The organism is Phytohabitans sp. LZ39, assembly GCF_059359075.1.
This window is the reverse complement of sequence record NZ_JCADBM010000003.1, coordinates 506,222-522,617: the sequence shown is the minus strand read 5'-3', so window position 1 is coordinate 522,617 and position 16,396 is coordinate 506,222. Positions and strand designations below refer to the sequence as shown.

11 protein-coding genes are annotated in these 16,396 nt (G+C 72.2%); 5 read left to right on the top strand and 6 right to left on the bottom strand.

The features are described from left to right. The first annotated feature begins 93 nt into the window (after positions 1-93). Positions 94-2,868: an ATP-binding protein gene (locus AC5L36_RS08760; protein ID WP_441217095.1), complete on the top strand. Its 2,775-nt coding sequence runs from the start codon at positions 94-96 to the stop codon at positions 2,866-2,868. On the opposite strand, the gene AC5L36_RS08755 is transcribed toward AC5L36_RS08760, so the two are convergent. Both AC5L36_RS08755 and AC5L36_RS08750 read right to left on the bottom strand, forming a co-directional pair. Further along, on the bottom strand, positions 2,828-3,448 hold the full coding sequence (locus AC5L36_RS08755; protein WP_441217094.1) for a redoxin domain-containing protein: 621 nt from the start codon (positions 3,446-3,448) through the stop codon (positions 2,828-2,830). The two genes, AC5L36_RS08760 and AC5L36_RS08755, sit on opposite strands and share 41 nt — an antisense overlap. 175 nt (positions 3,449-3,623) lie before the next feature. Then, the gene (locus AC5L36_RS08750) at positions 3,624-4,061 is read right to left on the bottom strand and encodes a VOC family protein (protein WP_441217093.1); all 438 of its coding nucleotides are present in this window, start codon (positions 4,059-4,061) and stop codon (positions 3,624-3,626) included. Positions 4,062-4,301: 240 nt separating this feature from the next. Here AC5L36_RS08750 and AC5L36_RS08745 point away from each other — a divergent pair, with 240 nt between their 5' ends. Both AC5L36_RS08745 and AC5L36_RS08740 read left to right on the top strand, forming a co-directional pair. Next, positions 4,302-5,120: an MBL fold metallo-hydrolase gene (locus AC5L36_RS08745; RefSeq protein ID WP_441217092.1), complete on the top strand. Its 819-nt coding sequence runs from the start codon at positions 4,302-4,304 to the stop codon at positions 5,118-5,120. 81 nt (positions 5,121-5,201) lie between these two features. Continuing rightward, positions 5,202-5,885, top strand: a complete 684-nt coding sequence (locus tag AC5L36_RS08740) for a class I SAM-dependent methyltransferase (protein ID WP_441217091.1) — start codon at positions 5,202-5,204, stop codon at positions 5,883-5,885. Positions 5,886-5,912: 27 nt separating this feature from the next. On the opposite strand, the gene AC5L36_RS08735 is transcribed toward AC5L36_RS08740, so the two are convergent. After that, positions 5,913-6,755, bottom strand: coding sequence for a patatin-like phospholipase family protein (locus AC5L36_RS08735; RefSeq protein ID WP_441217090.1), 843 nt, complete (start codon positions 6,753-6,755; stop codon positions 5,913-5,915). 48 nt (positions 6,756-6,803) lie between these two features. Beyond that, the gene (locus tag AC5L36_RS08730; RefSeq protein WP_441217089.1) at positions 6,804-7,595 is read right to left on the bottom strand and encodes a sulfite exporter TauE/SafE family protein; all 792 of its coding nucleotides are present in this window, start codon (positions 7,593-7,595) and stop codon (positions 6,804-6,806) included. 311 nt (positions 7,596-7,906) lie between these two features. Here AC5L36_RS08730 and AC5L36_RS08725 point away from each other — a divergent pair, with 311 nt between their 5' ends. Together AC5L36_RS08725 and AC5L36_RS08720 are read left to right on the top strand one after the other, a co-directional pair. Continuing rightward, on the top strand, positions 7,907-8,842 hold the full coding sequence (locus AC5L36_RS08725) for a MerR family transcriptional regulator (RefSeq protein ID WP_441217088.1): 936 nt from the start codon (positions 7,907-7,909) through the stop codon (positions 8,840-8,842). 165 nt (positions 8,843-9,007) lie between these two features. Continuing rightward, positions 9,008-12,679 (top strand): S8 family serine peptidase, encoded by a 3,672-nt coding sequence (locus AC5L36_RS08720; protein WP_494907786.1) that lies wholly within the window; start codon positions 9,008-9,010, stop codon positions 12,677-12,679. Positions 12,680-12,962: 283 nt separating this feature from the next. Here the strand turns inward: AC5L36_RS08720 and AC5L36_RS08715 are convergent, their stop codons facing one another. Further along, positions 12,963-15,062, bottom strand: a complete 2,100-nt coding sequence (locus AC5L36_RS08715; RefSeq protein ID WP_441217086.1) for an alpha-galactosidase — start codon at positions 15,060-15,062, stop codon at positions 12,963-12,965. 4 nt (positions 15,063-15,066) lie between these two features. Then, positions 15,067-16,395: an ABC transporter substrate-binding protein gene (locus AC5L36_RS08710; protein WP_441217085.1), complete on the bottom strand. Its 1,329-nt coding sequence runs from the start codon at positions 16,393-16,395 to the stop codon at positions 15,067-15,069. Position 16,396 lies beyond the last annotated feature (1 nt).

Below are 16,396 nucleotides of genomic sequence, written 5' to 3'. Positions count from 1 at the left end.
ACAGCTTCACCGCGCCGGGCCCGCTTGACTCGACGTCGCTTCACCGCGTGCACCGCCAGCCGGTCATGCATTCGGCCATGCGGGAGGTCAGCGTTGGCAGCAGAGGCTGACGGGCCCGCCGCGAGGTTGCTCGGACGACCCGGCGAGCGGGAGACGCTCGACCGGCTGATGGCTGACGTGGGTGCCGGTGTGAGCCGGGTGCTGGTGTTGCGCGGCGATGCGGGCGTCGGCAAGAGCGCGTTGTTGGGCTACCTGTCCGATCAGGTCGCCGGCTGGCGGGTCGTGTCGGCAGCCGGGGTGGAGTCGGAGATGGAGCTTGCCTTCGGCGGCCTCCACCAGTTGTGCGCCCCGATGCTGGATCATCTCGATCGGCTGCCGGTGGTGCAGCGTGAGGCGTTGGCGACGGTGTTCGGGCTGAGCGTTGGTCCCGCTCCGGACCGGCTCATGGTGGGACTTGCCACGTTGACGCTCGTGGCGGAAGCGGCCGAGCGGCAGCCGCTGATCTGTGTCGTCGACGACGCGCAGTGGCTGGATCAGGCATCCGCGCAGATTCTTGCGTTCGTCGCTCGACGCCTGCTCGCCGAACGGGTCGCGGTCGTGTGCGCGGCGCGTACCGGTGCGGGAGACGACGTCCTTGCCGGCCTGCCCTCGTTGCAGATCGGTGGGCTCGGCGACAGCGACGCACGGACGCTGCTGTTGGGCAGCCTGCTCGGTCCGCTCGACGGCGCTGTCTGCGACCAGATCATCATGGAGAGCCACGGCAACCCGCTCGCGATTCTGGAGCTGCCGCGCACATGGGGGGCAGCCGACCTCGCCGGAGGGTTCGGGCTGCCCACCAGCGTGCCGGTGGCCGGCAAGATCGAGCAGAGCTACATCCGGCGGCTGCGCCTGCTGCCCGCCGATACCCAGCTGCTCATCCTCGCCGCGGCCGCGGAACCGCTCGGCGACCCCGCGCTGCTGCACGGCGCCGCCGGGGCGCTCGGCATCGGCATGGCCGCGTCCGCTCCCGCGGTGGACGCCGGGCTGCTCCAGGTACGGGCACGGGTGGAGTTCACCCATCCCCTTGTCCGATCGGCCGCCTACCGTGCGGCCCCCACCGAGGACCGGCACCGGGTACATCGCGCGCTGGCGGGGGCGACCGACGCCGAGGCGGACCCGGACCGGCGGGCATGGCACCGCGCCCGCGCCATGCCGGGTCCCGACGAGGAAGTCGCGCAGGAGCTGGAGCGCTCAGCGGGTCGGGCACTTTCCCGTGGTGGGCTCGCTGCCGCTGCCGCCTTCCTGACCCGGGCGACCGAGCTGACACCCGTGCCTGCCCGGCGGGTCCGGCGGGCGCTCGACGCGGCGTTTGCCAACCTGCGGTCGGGCGGCTTCGACGTCGCCGGTGGCCTGCTCGCCATCGCCCGTGAGGGGCCGGTGGACGAGTGGCAGCGCGCCCGGATCGACATGGTACGGGCCCAGCTGGCGTTCGCGTCGAGCCGCGGTAACACGGCCACCGGACTGTTGCTGGCGGCTGCCCGGCGCCTCGAGCCGCTGGACATCGGACTGGCCCGGCAGACGTACTTGGACGCGTTCTCCGCGGCACAGTTCGCCGCCCGGCTCCACGACGGCGTCGGCATCGCCGACGTGGCCCGGGCGGCTCGGGCCGCGCCGCGCCCACCCGACGACAAACCCACGCTCGGCGACCTGCTGCTGGACGCGTTCAGCGCGCTCGCCGAGGACTACGCGCCCGCGGTTCCCCGCTGCCGGGACGCGCTGCGACAGCTCCGCGCCGACGAGATCCCGGCCAGAGAACAGCTGCGCTGGTTGTGGCAGGGCTGCGTTCTCGCCCTGGAAATGTGGGACGACGAGAGCGCGTACATCCTGTCGCACCGCCACCTTCAGATCGCCCGCACGACGGGCGCGTTGACCGAGCTACCGCTCGCGCTCGGCTCGCGCACGCCCGTGCTCGTCTTCTGCGGCGAGTTGTCGACCGCCGCCGCCCTGGTCGAAGAGGCCCAGATGGTGACAGAGGCAACCGGGGTCGCGGAGGCGCCCTACGGCGCGTTGATCCTCGCCGCGTGGCAGGGCAGGACCGCCGAGGCCAGGGAGCTGATCGAAGTCACCTTGCGCAAGGCCACTTCCCGCGGCGAGGGGGTCGGGGTCGCGATCTGCGAGTACGCGCACGCGGTCCTGTGCAACGGAGCTGGTGACTACCAGGCGGCCCTGGCCGCGGCGCGTCGGGCCTGCGCAGATCCGGACGAGATGGTCGCCCACAACTGGGGCCTGACCGAACTGATCGAGTCGGCCACGCGAGCCGGGCGGACCGATCTGGCGGCCGAAGCCGTGCATCGGCTGGCCGCGAAGGCACAAGCGAGCGGAACGGACTGGGCGCTGGGGATGGAGGCCCGGGCGCGAGCCCTGCTAAGCGGCAGCGACAACGGCAGCGGCGGTGACGGTGCGGAGGGCCGGTACCGCGCGGCCGTCGAGCATCTGGGCCGGGCCCGGGTCCGCGCCGAGCTCGCCCGCACCCACCTGCTCTACGGTGAGTGGCTGCGACGGGCGAACCGCCGAGTGGACGCCCGCCGGGAGCTGACCGCCGCGCACGACATGTTCACCGCGATGGGCATGGCGGGGTTTACCGAGCGCGCCCGCCGCGAGCTGCGGGCCACCGGTGCGACGGTGCGCAAACGCACGGCCCAGACCCGCGATGACCTCACGCCGCAGGAGGCGCAGATCGCCCGGCTGGCCCGTGACGGCCTGTCGAATCCGGAGATCGGTGCCCAGCTGTTCATCAGCGCCAGAACCGTGGAATGGCATCTTCGCAAGGTGTTCACCAGACTCGCGATCAGCTCCCGTCGGCAGCTTCGCGGGATCGTCCTTCCGTAGCGGCGCCGAGGGAGCGCCGGTCGTATCCATAGAACAGCGTCCAGTCGCCGGCGGCCCACGCCTCTCGGAGCTCAGGCGCGCTCAGATCCCAGTCCGGACGGATCTCACGCGTCGCCGCGCGCAGGTCGAGCCACAGGTCGTCGACCGTCGGGCGGCCCCAGAACCAGTAGCCGTTGTAGACGCTGTGGATAACCAGCCGCGGCTTGAGCACGAGCGTGTGCGGGATCATCGGGTCGTGCACGGGGTCGGTGTACTCCTGGATGGCGAGATCCTTCTGAACGATCCGCTCGGGGTCGGACAGGAAGGTCCAGTAGGCGCCGACCGACGTGCGGAACTCGTTGAGCGTGTGGTGGTCGTCGGTCGAGATGGTGACCATCCGGGTGTGTGCCACCGCGACCTTGCACTGAAACGCCGCCAGATCGCGGTGGTGCTGATGCTCCGCCGGGCAGAAATGACCACGGGAGAGCATGAGGACCAACGGATCCCTACCCTGAAGCTCGCCGAGCGTGTGCACGCTGCCGGTGTGGTCGGGCAGCGCGTAGTCGGGGAAGACTCCGCCAGGGGTTATGTCACAACGCATAGGTTACCGCCTCTTTATGTGGCGTGGCCGGCCAGACCCGCAAGGTGCCCACGTCAGGCACTCCCACTCTGGTCGCCAACAGAGGCACGTCGAGCCAGGGAGACTCCCGGGTTCGTGGCTCGCCGTCGGTCGGTGACAAGGGGTGCCCGACCGGCGCCGGTCGGGCACCCCGCACTCAGCCCCAGGAAAGGAGGGCGCCGCGCTCGTCGAAGGTCGCCTCGGGCCCCCAGGTGATCTCCCAGCGGTTGCCCTCCGGGTCGGCGACGAACGCGGAGCGCCCGCCCCACGGCCGGTCGGTGCCGGCGGCGATCGGGGTGGCGCCGGCGGCGACCGCCGCGGTGAAGGTCTGGTCGACCCCGTCGCGGGTGTCGACGGTGCAGGCGAGGGTGACCCCCGACCATCCGGTCGGGTCCGTACTGCCGGGCGCGGCCTCCGCGGTCAGGTCGCCCATGGGGAAGAGCGCCAGCAGGACACCGCCGAGCATGAACCCGGTCCACGTGTCGTCGCCGCTTGGCAGCTCCGGCCAGCCGAGCCCCCGGTAGAACGGGCGGAGAACGCCCATGTCCCGCGCGCCCAGCGTGACGATGGACAGTCGGGCGGGAATTTCGGTCATGGTGTGGATCCTGCCAGAGCCGCCGCCTGGTCGCGTGGAGACGCCGTCGACGCGGGTTGCCGGGCCGGGACGGCCGCCAACCCGGTTCGGGGCCGAAGGCGAAGCCGCCAGGAGGTCCGCCCTCATGAGCCACGCCGGCCGGGCGGGCGTTTCCCACCGCCCCGCCTCCACATGGGAGGCTGTGGCACGGGCCGGGCTAGAGGCGGGATCGTCAGCCCGGGATGCGAAGGAGGCGAGCCCGTGCTGAGGCGAGTCGCGGAGGGTGTGCTGGTCCACCAGAGTGAGCTGCTCCAGAACAACACCATTGTCGTGCAAGGCCGGGCCGGTGTGTTGCTCATCGAGCCCGGACAAACACGCGACGAAATGGCATGCCTCGCGGCTGACCTGTCCGAGCTGGGTCAGCCTGTGCTGGCGGGCTTCTCGACGCATGCCGACTGGGATCATCTGCTTTGGCACGCCGAGTTCGGCGAAGTGCCCCGTTACGGCACGGCCCGCTGCGCGGCTGACATGCGGGATGTGCTGTCGAACGCGGACTGGAAGGCCCGCGTCGCCGAGGGATTACCGCCGGAAACCGCCGACGAAACACCGCTGGACCTGTACGGCCGCATTACCGGTCTGCCCGCCGAAACCACACGGGTTCCTTGGGATGGCCCGGAGGCCCGGGTCATCGAGCATCAGGCGCATGCTCCGGGCCATGCGGCGCTGTTGATCGAGGAACGCGGCGTTCTCGTCGCCGGCGACATGCTTTCCGATGTCTTCGTTCCGATGCTCGACTTGAGTGCCGCCGACCCGATCGAGGACTACCTCGCGGCGTTGAGCCTGCTCGACGACGTGGCAGGCGGTGTCGGTGTCGTCGTCCCCGGCCACGGGTCGGTCGGCGGAGCTGACGAGCTACGCGCACGGATCGACCAGGATCGGGCGTACGTGCGGGCCCTGCGTGACAACCAGCCGGTCAGCGACCCGCGGGTCGTGTCGGCCAAGCCCGGCTGGGAGTGGGTGAGCGACATTCACGAGGGGCAGGCCCGGCGCATCGCCGAACGAAACCAACGCGGCGGCTAGCTCTCGCGGTGCGGCCACGCGGGTTTGCCAAAGTGGCAAGGTTGTTTGTCAAAATCGGCGGCCGTCGGGACGCTGGTGCGCATGAAGGTCAACGAGTCCGGACACGCGCACCAGCACACCGACGAACAGTCGGCCGGCATGTTCGAGCCGCCGAGCTGGGACGAGCGGTACTCAGGCCCGGAGAAGGTCTGGAGCGGCAACCCCAACCCACAGCTGGTCGCCGCGGCGAGCGGGCTGGCGCCGGGCACCGCGCTCGACGTCGGCTGCGGTGAGGGCGGCGACGTGATCTGGCTGGCCCGCCAGGGCTGGACGGTCACCGGCGCCGACTTCTCCGCCAACGGCTTGGCGCGCGCCGCCCGGCACGCCGAGCAGGCCGGGGTCGCCGGCCGCGTCGACTGGTGGCAGGTCGACGCGCGGACCTTCGCCGCGGGTGGCCGGTCCTTCGACCTTGTCACCAGCCACTACCTGCACCCGCCGGAGGGTGGGATGGTGGAGGTCACCCGCCGGCTGGCCGAGGCCGTCGCACCCGGCGGCCACCTTCTCGTCGTCGGCCACGCCCCGTCCGAGGTCTTCGCCCACGGGTCCACGAGCAAGCACCGGGCGATGTTCGCCGCCAAGGAGCTGCTGCCCGCCCTGCCGGACGACTTCGAGGTGCTCGTGGTCGAGCAGCGGCCGCGGACGGTGATCCGCGACGGCGTGACGATCGACGTGCACGACTCCACGCTGTTCGCCCGCCGTCGGACACCGGCGGGGCAGAAAAGCTGATCGTGGTGCCGGCGCGGGCAGAGCGTTTCAACCCGCGTCGTGCCAGACGTGGGCGACCGTCGCGGCGAGCGCGGCGCCTTGGACGCGTCCGGCGCGGGCGGCCGGTGCCCGGCGGGCCGGGTCCAGCACGTTGCGGCCGATCGCCTGACCGGCCGCGCGGTCTGGCCTGATCACCGTGACCGCGGCCGTCCGGCGCAGGGCGGCCACCTGGGCGGCGAGGCGAGCGATCGGACCGCCGCCGTTGTTTACCGGTGCGATGACGACGATCCGGTCCGCGCCGGCCGCCAGGTCCGCGTTGGCCGCCGAGCGTACGCCGCCGTCGATGTAGCGCCGGCCGCGGATGGTGACCGGTGGCCACACGCCGGGCACGGCACAGCTCGCGCCGACGGCGTCGACGAGGCTGACGCCCGCGTCGCGGTCGAAGACCACAAACTCGCCCGTCTCGGCGTCGGCCGCCGGCACCAGCAGCCGGGTCTCCGGCCAGGAGTGGACCGGCAGGCGGCTGGCGATGACAGCCCGTCGCTCCACCTCGGGCATCGTCCGTGCGGCCAGCGCCATCCGGCCGACGTGGCGCCGGAACGCCTGCTCGTCCCGGGTGCGCAGCATCGCCAGCACGATGGCGGCCAGCGTGCTCATGCGAATCTTCGCGGTGACCTCGGTGGTCGCCGGGGCGAGCTGCCTCTCGTACAGCTCCGCCAACGGGACCCCCGAGGTGACCTGCGCGGCGACGACCGACCCGGCGGACGTCCCGACGAACAGGTCGGCGGCCAGCAGGTCGATCCCGGCCTCGGCGAGACCGGCCAGCACGCCGAGCTCCCACGCGACACCGGTGACGCCTCCACCGCCGAGCACCAACGCCTTGGTCGCCATGCCACCTCACCTTCGCGGGGCCGCGCCCCCAACCGAGTATCAGGCCGCTCAGGTGAAGATGAGTAGCCGGACGATCGCCGCGGTTCCGATCACGGCGATCAGGATGCGGATCAGCGTTGGCGGCAGGCGGCGCCCGACCCGGGCGCCGACGACGCCGCCGAGCGTGGCACCGGCCGCGATCAGCGCCACCACGACCCAGTTCACCAACTCGGGCGAGACCAGCAGGAAGGTGACGGCGGCGACCGCGTTGACGGCGGTGGTGAGCAGGTTCTTCAGGCCGGTGATCGACTGCATGCCCTCGGTGGTCAGCGCGCTCATCAGGCCGACGAGGAGGATGCCCTGTGCGGCGCCGAAGTAGCCGCCGTAGATGCCCAGCAGGTAGACGCCGAGCAGCACCGCGACAAGCCGGGGCCGGGTCAGCGTCGCCAGGCGCCCGTGCGCGGAGTCCGGGTCCCGGCCGCGGGCGGCACGCCGTTGCAGCGCCGGACCCAGCAGGACCATGGCCACGCCGAGCGCGATGAGCACCGGCACGATCATCCGGAACGCGCCCGCCGGGAGCACCAGCAGCAGGACCGCGCCGGTGATGCCGCCCAGCACCGCGGCGGGCAGCAGCTGGCGCAGGTTACGGCCGCGCCCGGTGAGCTGGTGCCGGTAGCCGAAGGTGCCGGTGATGCCGCCGCCGACCAGGCCGATGTTGTTGGAGACGTTCGCGACCAGCGGCGAGTGGCCGAGCAGCAGCAGTGTCGGAAACGTCACCAGCGTGCCCGAGCCGACCACCACGTTGATCATCCCGGCCCAGAACCCCGCGGTGAGGATGGCGGCCGCCTCCAGCACCGTCATGGCGCCGGAACTTCAGCTACTTTCGGCACGTTTCGCTCCGCACGGCAGCAAGCATAGAGACCACGCGGGCGTAGCGATCATGGCGGAGATCCATGACACATTTTGCCCACGTCCGCGTCACCTGCGGACGGTATGCGCGGGGTCCCCGGGGAAACGTGGAGCGCAGCGGAGCGTTTTCTTGGGGTGCTTTCCCGCGGGCACCGCTCCGGTCGGCGGCGAGCTTGCGCTCGCCGAGATCCCCGACCTCCGCTGCCGGGTCCGCGGACGGCTAGCTTGAGTCTCCTGTAGGGGGAGACGTGAAGGTGGGCGGCATGGACGGCGACACGCGGTACTCGATCGGCGACCTGGCGCGGCTGACCGGATTGACGGTGAAGGCCATCCGGTTCTACTCGGACAGCGGGATCGTGCCGCCCACCGACCGCAGCCCGGCCGGCTACCGCCGCTACGGCACCGAGGCCGTCGCGCGGCTGGACCTGGTGCGGACGCTGCGCGAGCTGGGACTGGACCTTCCGACCATCAGGAAGGTCGTGGACCGGCAGATGTCGCTCGCCGAGGTCGCCGCGGCGCACGCCGAGGTGCTGGCGGTGCGGATTCGCACCCTGCGCCTACGGCGTGCGGTGCTGACCGCGGTCGCCAAGCGCGGATCGACCCCGGAGGACGTGGAGCTGATGCACAAGTTGGCGAGACTTTCCCATGACGAACGCCGGCGCCTGGTCGACGAGTTCCTCGACAGCGTCTTCGGCGGCCTGGACGATCCGGCGTTCGCCGGGATCCGGGTGTCGATGACTCCCGTGCTGCCCGACGACGCCGAGGCCGAGCAGGTCGAGGCGTGGGTGGAGTTGGCGGAGCTGTCGCAGGACGCTGATTTCCGGGCCACCATCCGCCGGATGGCGCAGCAGCACGCCGCCGAGCGGGTCGACGCCGGCGGTACGGTCGTGCGCCGTGAGGCCATCGCCCTCGTCCGTGACGAGGCGGGCCCGGCCATGGCCGCCGGCATCGACCCGACGTCGCCGCGCGCCGAGCCGGTCGTCTCGGCGGTCACCGCGCGGTACGCGGACGCCGCCGGCCGCCGCGACAGTGTCGCGCTCCGCCGCGATCTGCTGGTTCGGGTGGTGGCCGCGAACGACTCGCGCAGGGAGCGGTACGGTCAGCTGCTGTCCGTGATCAATGGTTGGTCGGTGGGCGAGAGCCTGGCGCCGGCGCTTGACTGGTTCACCGAGGCTTTGCGCGCTCGGCTGCCGCGATAGCGCACCGTGGCGCGCGTCGGCCCCGGGCGAAGCCGGTTGACGCAGTTGAGACATGGCGCACCTGCGCGGCGGCTAGATCCTTTTATCGTCTGACCACGATGTGTGACGCTGCCCCTCGTCGTACCGGCGGGTCAAGGGGGCGTCGTGGTCGGATCCTTACGTACCGTGGTGGCGGCAGCGGCTGCTCTGATGATGGTCGCGGCCGGCGCCGGACGGGCGGAGGCGGCACCTCACGCTGGCGCAGTCGCGCCATCCGCTGGCTCCGCCGCCGTCCGGCAGGTCGACCGGATCACGCTCGTCACCGGCGACGTGGTGCGGCTGTCCACACTGGCCGACGGCCGGCAGGCGGTCACTGTGGACAGTGGCGCCGCCTTCGAGCTGTCCGAGCGTGGCGGCGACGTCTACGCGATACCCACCGAGGCCGTGCCGCTGGTGCGGTCGGGCCGGGTGGACAGCGCGCTGTTCAACCTCACCGACCTGGTGGCGGGCGGCTACCACGATGCCGCCCGCGACACGATCCCGCTGCTGGTGTCCGGCGACCGGGCCGCACCGCTGGCCGCCACCGCCGGCGCGACGAAGCGCCGCGACCTGCGCAGCATCGGCGCGGTCGCGGTCACCGAGGACAAGGCGCGGGCGGCCGCGCTGTGGTCCTCCCTCGTGGACGGTCCGGCCACGCTCGCGTCCGGCGTACGCCGGGTGTGGCTGGACCGCAAGCTGCGCGCCACGCTCGCCGACAGCGTGCCGCGGATCGGCGCGCCGGCGGCCTGGCGGGCCGGTTACGACGGCAAGGGTGTCAAGGTGGCCGTGCTCGACAGCGGCTACGACGCTACCCACCCCGCGCTGAAGAACCGGGTCGTGGCCGAGGCGAACTTCACCGACGAGGCGGACACCGTGGACCGGACCGGCCACGGCACGCACCTCGCGGCGACGATCGCCGGCAGGGGCAAGGGTGGCGCCGGCCTGCCCGGCACCGGCGTGGCGCCCAAGGCCGACCTGCTGGTCGGCAAGGTGCTCAACTCGTCCGGCTCCGGCGACCTGTCCTGGGTGATCGCCGGCATGGAGTGGGCGGTCGGTCAAGGCGCCCGGATCGTCAACCTGAGCATGGGCGCCGAGGCGTTCGAGGGACCGGACGCGGCCAGCGAGGCGGTCGACGCGCTGAGCGCCAGCTCCGGGGCGCTGTTCGTGGTCGCCGCCGGCAACAGCGGACCCAGCGCGCAGACGGTCACCACGCCCGGCACGGCCAGCTCCGCGCTGACCGTCGGCGCGGTGTCCAAATCGGACGCGCTGGCCACCTTCTCCGGGCGCGGCCCTCGCCTCGGCGACGGTGCTGTCAAGCCGGAGGTCACCGCGCCGGGCGTGGCCATCGTCGCCGCCCGCGCGGCCGGCACCACGCTCGGCGAACCGATCGACAAGGCGTACACGTCGATGTCCGGCACCTCGATGGCGGCGCCGCACGTGGCCGGCGCGGCCGCGCTGCTCGCCCAGCGGCACCCGGACTGGAAGGCGCCGCAGCTCAAGGCCGCGCTGGTGGCGAGCGCCGAGCCGGTCAAGGGCGCCGAGGTGTGGGAGCAAGGTGCCGGCCGGGTGGACGTCGCCGCCGCGATCGACCGGGACGTGCGGGTCGAGCCGGCGGCGATCGAGCTGGGCAAGGTGCCGGCCGGCGAACCCGCGCCGCGCGCCACGGTCACCTACCACAACGACGGCGCCAGGGCGGTCACGCTGAACCTGGCCTTCGGCAAGACACAGGCGGTGCGGATCACGCCGGCGCGGCTGACCGTACCCGCGCACGGTTCCGCCACCGCGACGGTCCACATCGACCGGTCGGCGGCGCCGGACGGCATGTACAACGGTGTGCTCACCGCGCGCGGCGGCGGCGAGGAGCTGCGCACCCCGCTGGGCGCCAACCTCGTGCCGCCCACGCACACGCTGACCGTGCGCGGCATCGCCCACGACGGCGGGGCACCGGGCCTCCTGAGCAACGTGCGGCTGTGGAACCTGGACACCGGCGAGGTCGGCTACCTGCACTTCACCGGCGACGGGGACACCGTCTCCGGTGAGGTGCCCGCCGGCCGGTACGCACTCAACGGCCGCATCTACGGGGTGGACGAGGAGGGCAACACCGACGAGGTGACCGCCGTCAGCGAGCCCGAGCTTGTGCTCAGCGGCGACCGGAGGCTCACCTACGACGGCCGCAAGGCCGCCAAGCTGACCGTGGACACCCCGCGGCCCGCCACGCTGAACGGGTTCGGCCTTGTCTGGCAACGCGGCGCAGGCCCGCGGTCCGATGTGGACGGCAGCACGTTCGGGGCGGCGGCGTCCCGCAACGTGTACGCGCTGCCGTCCACCGCGCCGAAGACCGGCACGTTCCAGCTGGTGACCCGCTGGGACCTCGCCGCGCCGCCGCTGACCGCCGCGGTGACCGGCGCCGGCGGCTTCCCGCTGACCGAACCGCGACCGGTGGAAGGCGCGCCGGCGCTGGACGGCCGCCGCACACTGCCCCTCGTGGACGGCGGCGACGGCACGCCGGACGACCTGTCCGGCTCCCGCGGCGCGGCGGTGCTGATCCGCTGGACCGGCGTCGACGCCGTGGGGGAGCAGCTGTCGGCGGCGGGCGAGGCCGGCGCCGCCGTGGTCCTCCTCACCGCCGACCGGGACGACTTCCCGGCGTACGGCGGGGGCAGCGCGGTGCCGGCGTACAAGCTGGCCCGCCAGGACGGGATCCGGCTGCGCGAGCGGCTGGCATCCGGTGCCGTCACACTCGACCTGACCGGCCTGGCGGAAAGCCCCTACCGCTACGACCTGCTGCTCACCGAGCGCGACCGGGTGCCGGCCGACCTGCACTACGCCGCCGCCGAGCTGCAACTGGCCACTGTGGACACCGAGTATCGCGGGCACCTGCCGCAGCTGCGCGCCCGCGACAGCCGCCTCGGATTCGTCGACGGCATCGACGTCGGGCTCGGCCTCAGCCGCGCCATCAGCCGGCCGGGCGTGCGCACCGACTACGTCAGCACCCGGGACAGCGTGGCCTGGCGGCACCAGGTGACCCAGGAGACCACGTTCGGCCTCGGCGGCAGCCTCGGCACGATGAACGACCTGGGCCGCGTCTACCGGGCCGGCGAGCGGAGCCGCGAGACATGGTTCGGCCCGATCGTCCGCCCCGCGATGCCCGACACCACGGCGGACTACGCCTACGGGGCGCCGGCCAACCGCTGGCACGACGTCATCCGCGTCGCCATGCCCCAGTACGCCGACGGAGCGGTCAGTCAGTACGGCTGGCTGGACTACCGCTCGGACGCCGGCAAGCTCACCCTCACCCGGGGCGGCAAGGTGCTCGGCGAGACCACCCGGCCCTACTACTGGTTCACCGTGCCGTCCGGCGACGGCCGGTACAAGCTGACGCTGGACGTCGCGCGCGACCGCTTCACCGAGGGCCGCGAGTGGTGGACCACGTCGACCGCCACGTCGACCACCTGGACGTTCGACTCCAGCCAGCCCAAGGGCGACAAGGTCAGCGTGCTGCCACTGCTCCAGGTCGGCTACGACATCGACGCCGCCCTGGACAACACGGTGCCCGCCGGCCGCCCGTACCCGCTGAGGCTGAACCTCGGCTACCAGCCGGGCTACCAGCGGGCCGGGAAGATCGTGGTGGTCGTGCGGGTGTCCTATGACGACGGAGCACACTGGCGCACCGCGCCGACGACCGGCGGACGCCAGGTTACGGCGACGATCCCGGCGGCGCCGGCGGGGGCGCGGTTCGCCACCGTGCGGGTCACCGCGACCGATACCGCCGGCAACCGCATCGACCAGACGATCACCCGCGCCTGGAAGGTGAGCTAGGCGACCAAATTCCAGGACTTTTTCGAGCTACCGCGATGTCCGTTGCGGTCCGGACCGCTGCTCCCGCGGCCTCAACCGTCCGCCGTTGGTCGCGGTCGTTCCTGTGCGCAACCGGCGGGAGGAAACGGGGCGGGTAATGGAGCTGGGTCAGGCGGCGGTCGACGTCTGTCCACGATGTCTATTCCCGGATCGACGGTCCGGGAAAGCGACAGAGGTTTCGTCGCTGCGAGTAACCGTCGCGGCGGTGTGAGGTAGAGGCGGCGAACCCGCCTTCGAAGGGCCCTCACCCGACCGCTTCTACCTCGTAAAGCGTCGCTTGGGCGGGGGCCAGCAGCGGCGCGGGTAGGCCGGCCTCGGCCAGCACACGGCCGGGCAGGCGGACCGCGCCGGCGCGGATCCAGGCGGGCGCCACCTGGTGCGTGGTGCGGACCGGCGGGCCCAGCGGCAGCGGGCGCACGGTGTACAGCCGATCCGGGTCGAGTCCGTGCAGCCGGATCGGTGCGGGTGGTGCCGACTCGGCCGGGCGTAGGGCGACGTACGCGTAGAGGGCGGTGCCGCGGTCGGCGCTGACCACGCCGTGCACGAAGCGGTCCGGGTCGTCGCCGCCGGTGCGGACGACCGTGCCGGTGTGCAGCAGCGGCCGCAGCGCCTTGTACCGGGCGACCCAGCCGGCGACGGCCGCGCGTTCGTCGGGTGTGGCGGCGGTGAGGTCCCACTCGATGCCGGCGTTGCCGAACAGTGCGGTGGCGAGCCGGAAGCTGAGGTCCGAGGTGCGGCCGGTGACGTGTGCGGTCGCGGCGCCCAGGTGCCCGCCGAGGTACTCCGGGGGCACGAGCAGGCTGGTCCAGCGCTGGATGCGTTGGCGTTCCAGCGGGTCGTTGTTGTCCGATGTCCACACGCGGTCGACGAGGTCGAGCATGCCGAGGTCGATGCGGGCGCCGCCGGCGGCGCAGCCCTCGATCTCCAGGGTGGGAAACGCCGCCCGCACGGCCGCGAGCAGGCGGTACGCGGCCGTGGTCTGCCGGTGCGCGGCGCCCTCCCGCAGCAGGTCGCGGTTGTGGTCCCACTTGAGATAGCTGATCGGGTACTCAGTCAGCAGCGCGGTGAGCCGCTCCAGAACGTAGTCGTAGGCGGCCGGGTTGGCGAGGTCGAGGACCCGCTGGAACCGCCAGGTCGGCGCGTGTGCCGGGCCGAGCACCCACTCCGGGTGCGCGCGGGCGAGCTCGGAGTCCGGGCTGACCATCTCCGGCTCCACCCACAGCCCGAAGTCCATGCCCCGGCTGTGCACGCGTTCGATCAGCGGGTGCAGCGCGGCGGGCCACCGTTCCTTGTCGACGTGCCAGTCGCCGAGCGCCCGGCGCTCGTCGCGGCGTCCGGCGAACCAGCCGTCGTCCAGTACGAAGCGCTCGACGCCGGCCTCGGCCGCGAGGTCGACGAGGCGGTCGAGGCGGTCGGGGTCGTGGTCGAAGTAGACCGCCTCCCATGTGTTGAGCACGACCGGACGCGGCCCGCGCGGTCCCGAGCGGGCCCGGATCCACGCGTGCAGGCGGGCCGACAGGCAGTCGAGGCCGGCGTCGGACCAGGCGGCGACGGCCCACGGGGTGGCGTACCGTTCCCCGGGCGCGAGCCTTACCTCACCGGGCGCGAGCAGCTCACCGCAGGCGATGGCCGCCTGGCCCGCGGAGTGGCGCTCGGCCCAGACGCGCTTGTCGCCGCTCCAGGCGAGGTGTACGGCCCAGACCCGTCCGGACCGGAACCCGAAGCCGGGCTCGCCGGCGACCATCAGGTACGCGTCGTCGTGGCCGGGGCGGCCGTGGCGGGTCTCCCGGCTCCACACCCCGTCGCCGAGGCTGGTCCGCTGTGGCCGGCGTTCCTGCGCCCACACCCCGCTGAAGTCGAGGATCTCCCGAGCCTCCCGCGGTACCGGGAGCAGCACGTCGAGGGACGCGAGCTGGAACGTGTCCGGCCCGCGGTTGTGCAGCTCGTGCCGGATCGCCAGCACGCCCTCGGGTGACAGTCCTATGTCGGTGGTGAGGTGCAGGCGGCCGTCCGGAGTGGACAGTTCGACGACCGCGGCGCCGGCGGCGGCCTGGTGCACCCGCTCCAGGCGCAGGTCGATCACCGGGTCCGCGCCGGCGAGCGAGCATCCGGAGATCGCCGGGCGGCCGCTCCAGCCCTCCGCGGGCGTGGGCAGCAGCGTCAGCCGGAACGGCGTGTCGATGGCGCTCGACGGGACGGCGGGGATGGACGCGTCGGCGAATGCCGCCAGCGCGGTCTCGTCCAGGTCACCGAGGTCGGCGCCCCAGTGGATGACGGCGGGCGTGGTGGCGCCGCGGGCGTCCAGCACCAGGCTGGCACCCGCGGCGCGCAGGTAGACGAGCAATCGGCTAGCCCTTGACCGGGATGGCTTGTGACTTCATGGCTTCGATGGTGGAGGTCTGCGCGGCCTTCAGCGCGTCGGTGAGGGTGCTCTGTCCGGACGCCGCGGCCTTGAAACCGTCGGCCGCGTCGGCGTAGGTCTTGGTCATGATCGGACCCCAGACGAAGTCGGGGGACACCTGGGTGGAGGCCTCGGCGAAGACCTCGTAGATCTTCTGACCGCCGTAGAAGTCGACGCCGCTGCTCAGGGCGGGCAGCGTGGCGCCGGCCTTGGTCGCCGGGTAGAGGTTGGCCTTCTGGTTGAGCAGGGTCAGCGCCTCGTCCGAGGTGTTCAGCCAGAGCGCGAACTGCGCCGCCTCGTACGGGTGCTTGGAGGTCTTGAAGACGGCCGTGGAGGAGCCGCCCCAGTTTCCGGCGGCCTTGTCGCCGGCGTTCCACTGCGGCATCGGTGCCACCGCCCACTTGCCCTTGGTGGCCGGTGCGCCGGTGGCGATGGAGTTCGCGCCCCACACCGCGGACACCCAGGTCCAGGCCTTGCCGGTGTTGTAGGCGTTGTCCCACTCGGTGGTCCACGGCGGGACGGTCGAGACGAGCTTGCGGCTCAGCAGGTCCTGCCAGTAGGTGGCGACCTCGGTGGTCTTCGCGTCCGCGAAGTCGACGGTCCACTGTGCGCCGTCGTTGCCGAACCAGCGGCCGCCGGCCTGCCAGGCCAGTCCAGCGAACTGGTTGACGTCGCTCTGCGAGAAGTTGGTGATGTAGCCGCCGGCGGCCTTGACCTTCTCCGCCGCCGCGGCGTACTCGGCCCAGGTGGTCGGCACGGCGATGCCGTTCGCCTCGAACAGGTCGGCGCGGTAGAACATGGCCATCGGGCCGGCGTCCTGCGGGACCGCGTAGACCGAGTCCTGCTCGCCGAAGGTGACCTGGCCCCACGTCCAGTCGACGAACTTGTCCTTGGCGCCGGTGACGATGTCACAGGAGGCGAGGTTGGTCAGTCCATCTTGGACGCGGAAGCTCGGCAGCGTGTCGTACTCGATCTGGCCGAGGTCGGGGGCGTTGCCGGCCTTGAGCTGGTTGAAGAAGTTCTGGTAGGTGCCGCCGTTGCCGTTCGGCCCGGTCTGCACCTTGACCTGGATGTTGGGGTTCTTGTCGTTCCACACCTTGGCCACCTCTTCGATCCCGGGGATCCAGGACGTGAAGGTCAGGTTGACGGTGCCGCTGGACGGCGCGCAGGCGTTCGGGGCGGCGGCGCCGGTGGAAGACGAGTCGTCCGAGCCACATGCCGCGAGAACGAGTGCGGATGCCAGCAGGACGCTGGCCGGTTTCAAAATAGCCTTCATC

Coding starts and splice junctions, on each gene's coding strand:
- AC5L36_RS08750 (WP_441217093.1), bottom strand. CDS start 4,061: ATGACCGAAATTCCCGCCCGACTGTCCATCGTCACGCTGGGCGCGCGG.
- AC5L36_RS08755 (WP_441217094.1), bottom strand. CDS start 3,448: ATGCGTTGTGACATAACCCCTGGCGGAGTCTTCCCCGACTACGCGCTG.
- AC5L36_RS08710 (WP_441217085.1), bottom strand. CDS start 16,395: ATGAAGGCTATTTTGAAACCGGCCAGCGTCCTGCTGGCATCCGCACTC.
- AC5L36_RS08725 (WP_441217088.1), top strand. CDS start 7,907: ATGGACGGCGACACGCGGTACTCGATCGGCGACCTGGCGCGGCTGACC.
- AC5L36_RS08735 (WP_441217090.1), bottom strand. CDS start 6,755: ATGGCGACCAAGGCGTTGGTGCTCGGCGGTGGAGGCGTCACCGGTGTC.
- AC5L36_RS08730 (WP_441217089.1), bottom strand. CDS start 7,595: ATGACGGTGCTGGAGGCGGCCGCCATCCTCACCGCGGGGTTCTGGGCC.
- AC5L36_RS08740 (WP_441217091.1), top strand. CDS start 5,202: ATGAAGGTCAACGAGTCCGGACACGCGCACCAGCACACCGACGAACAG.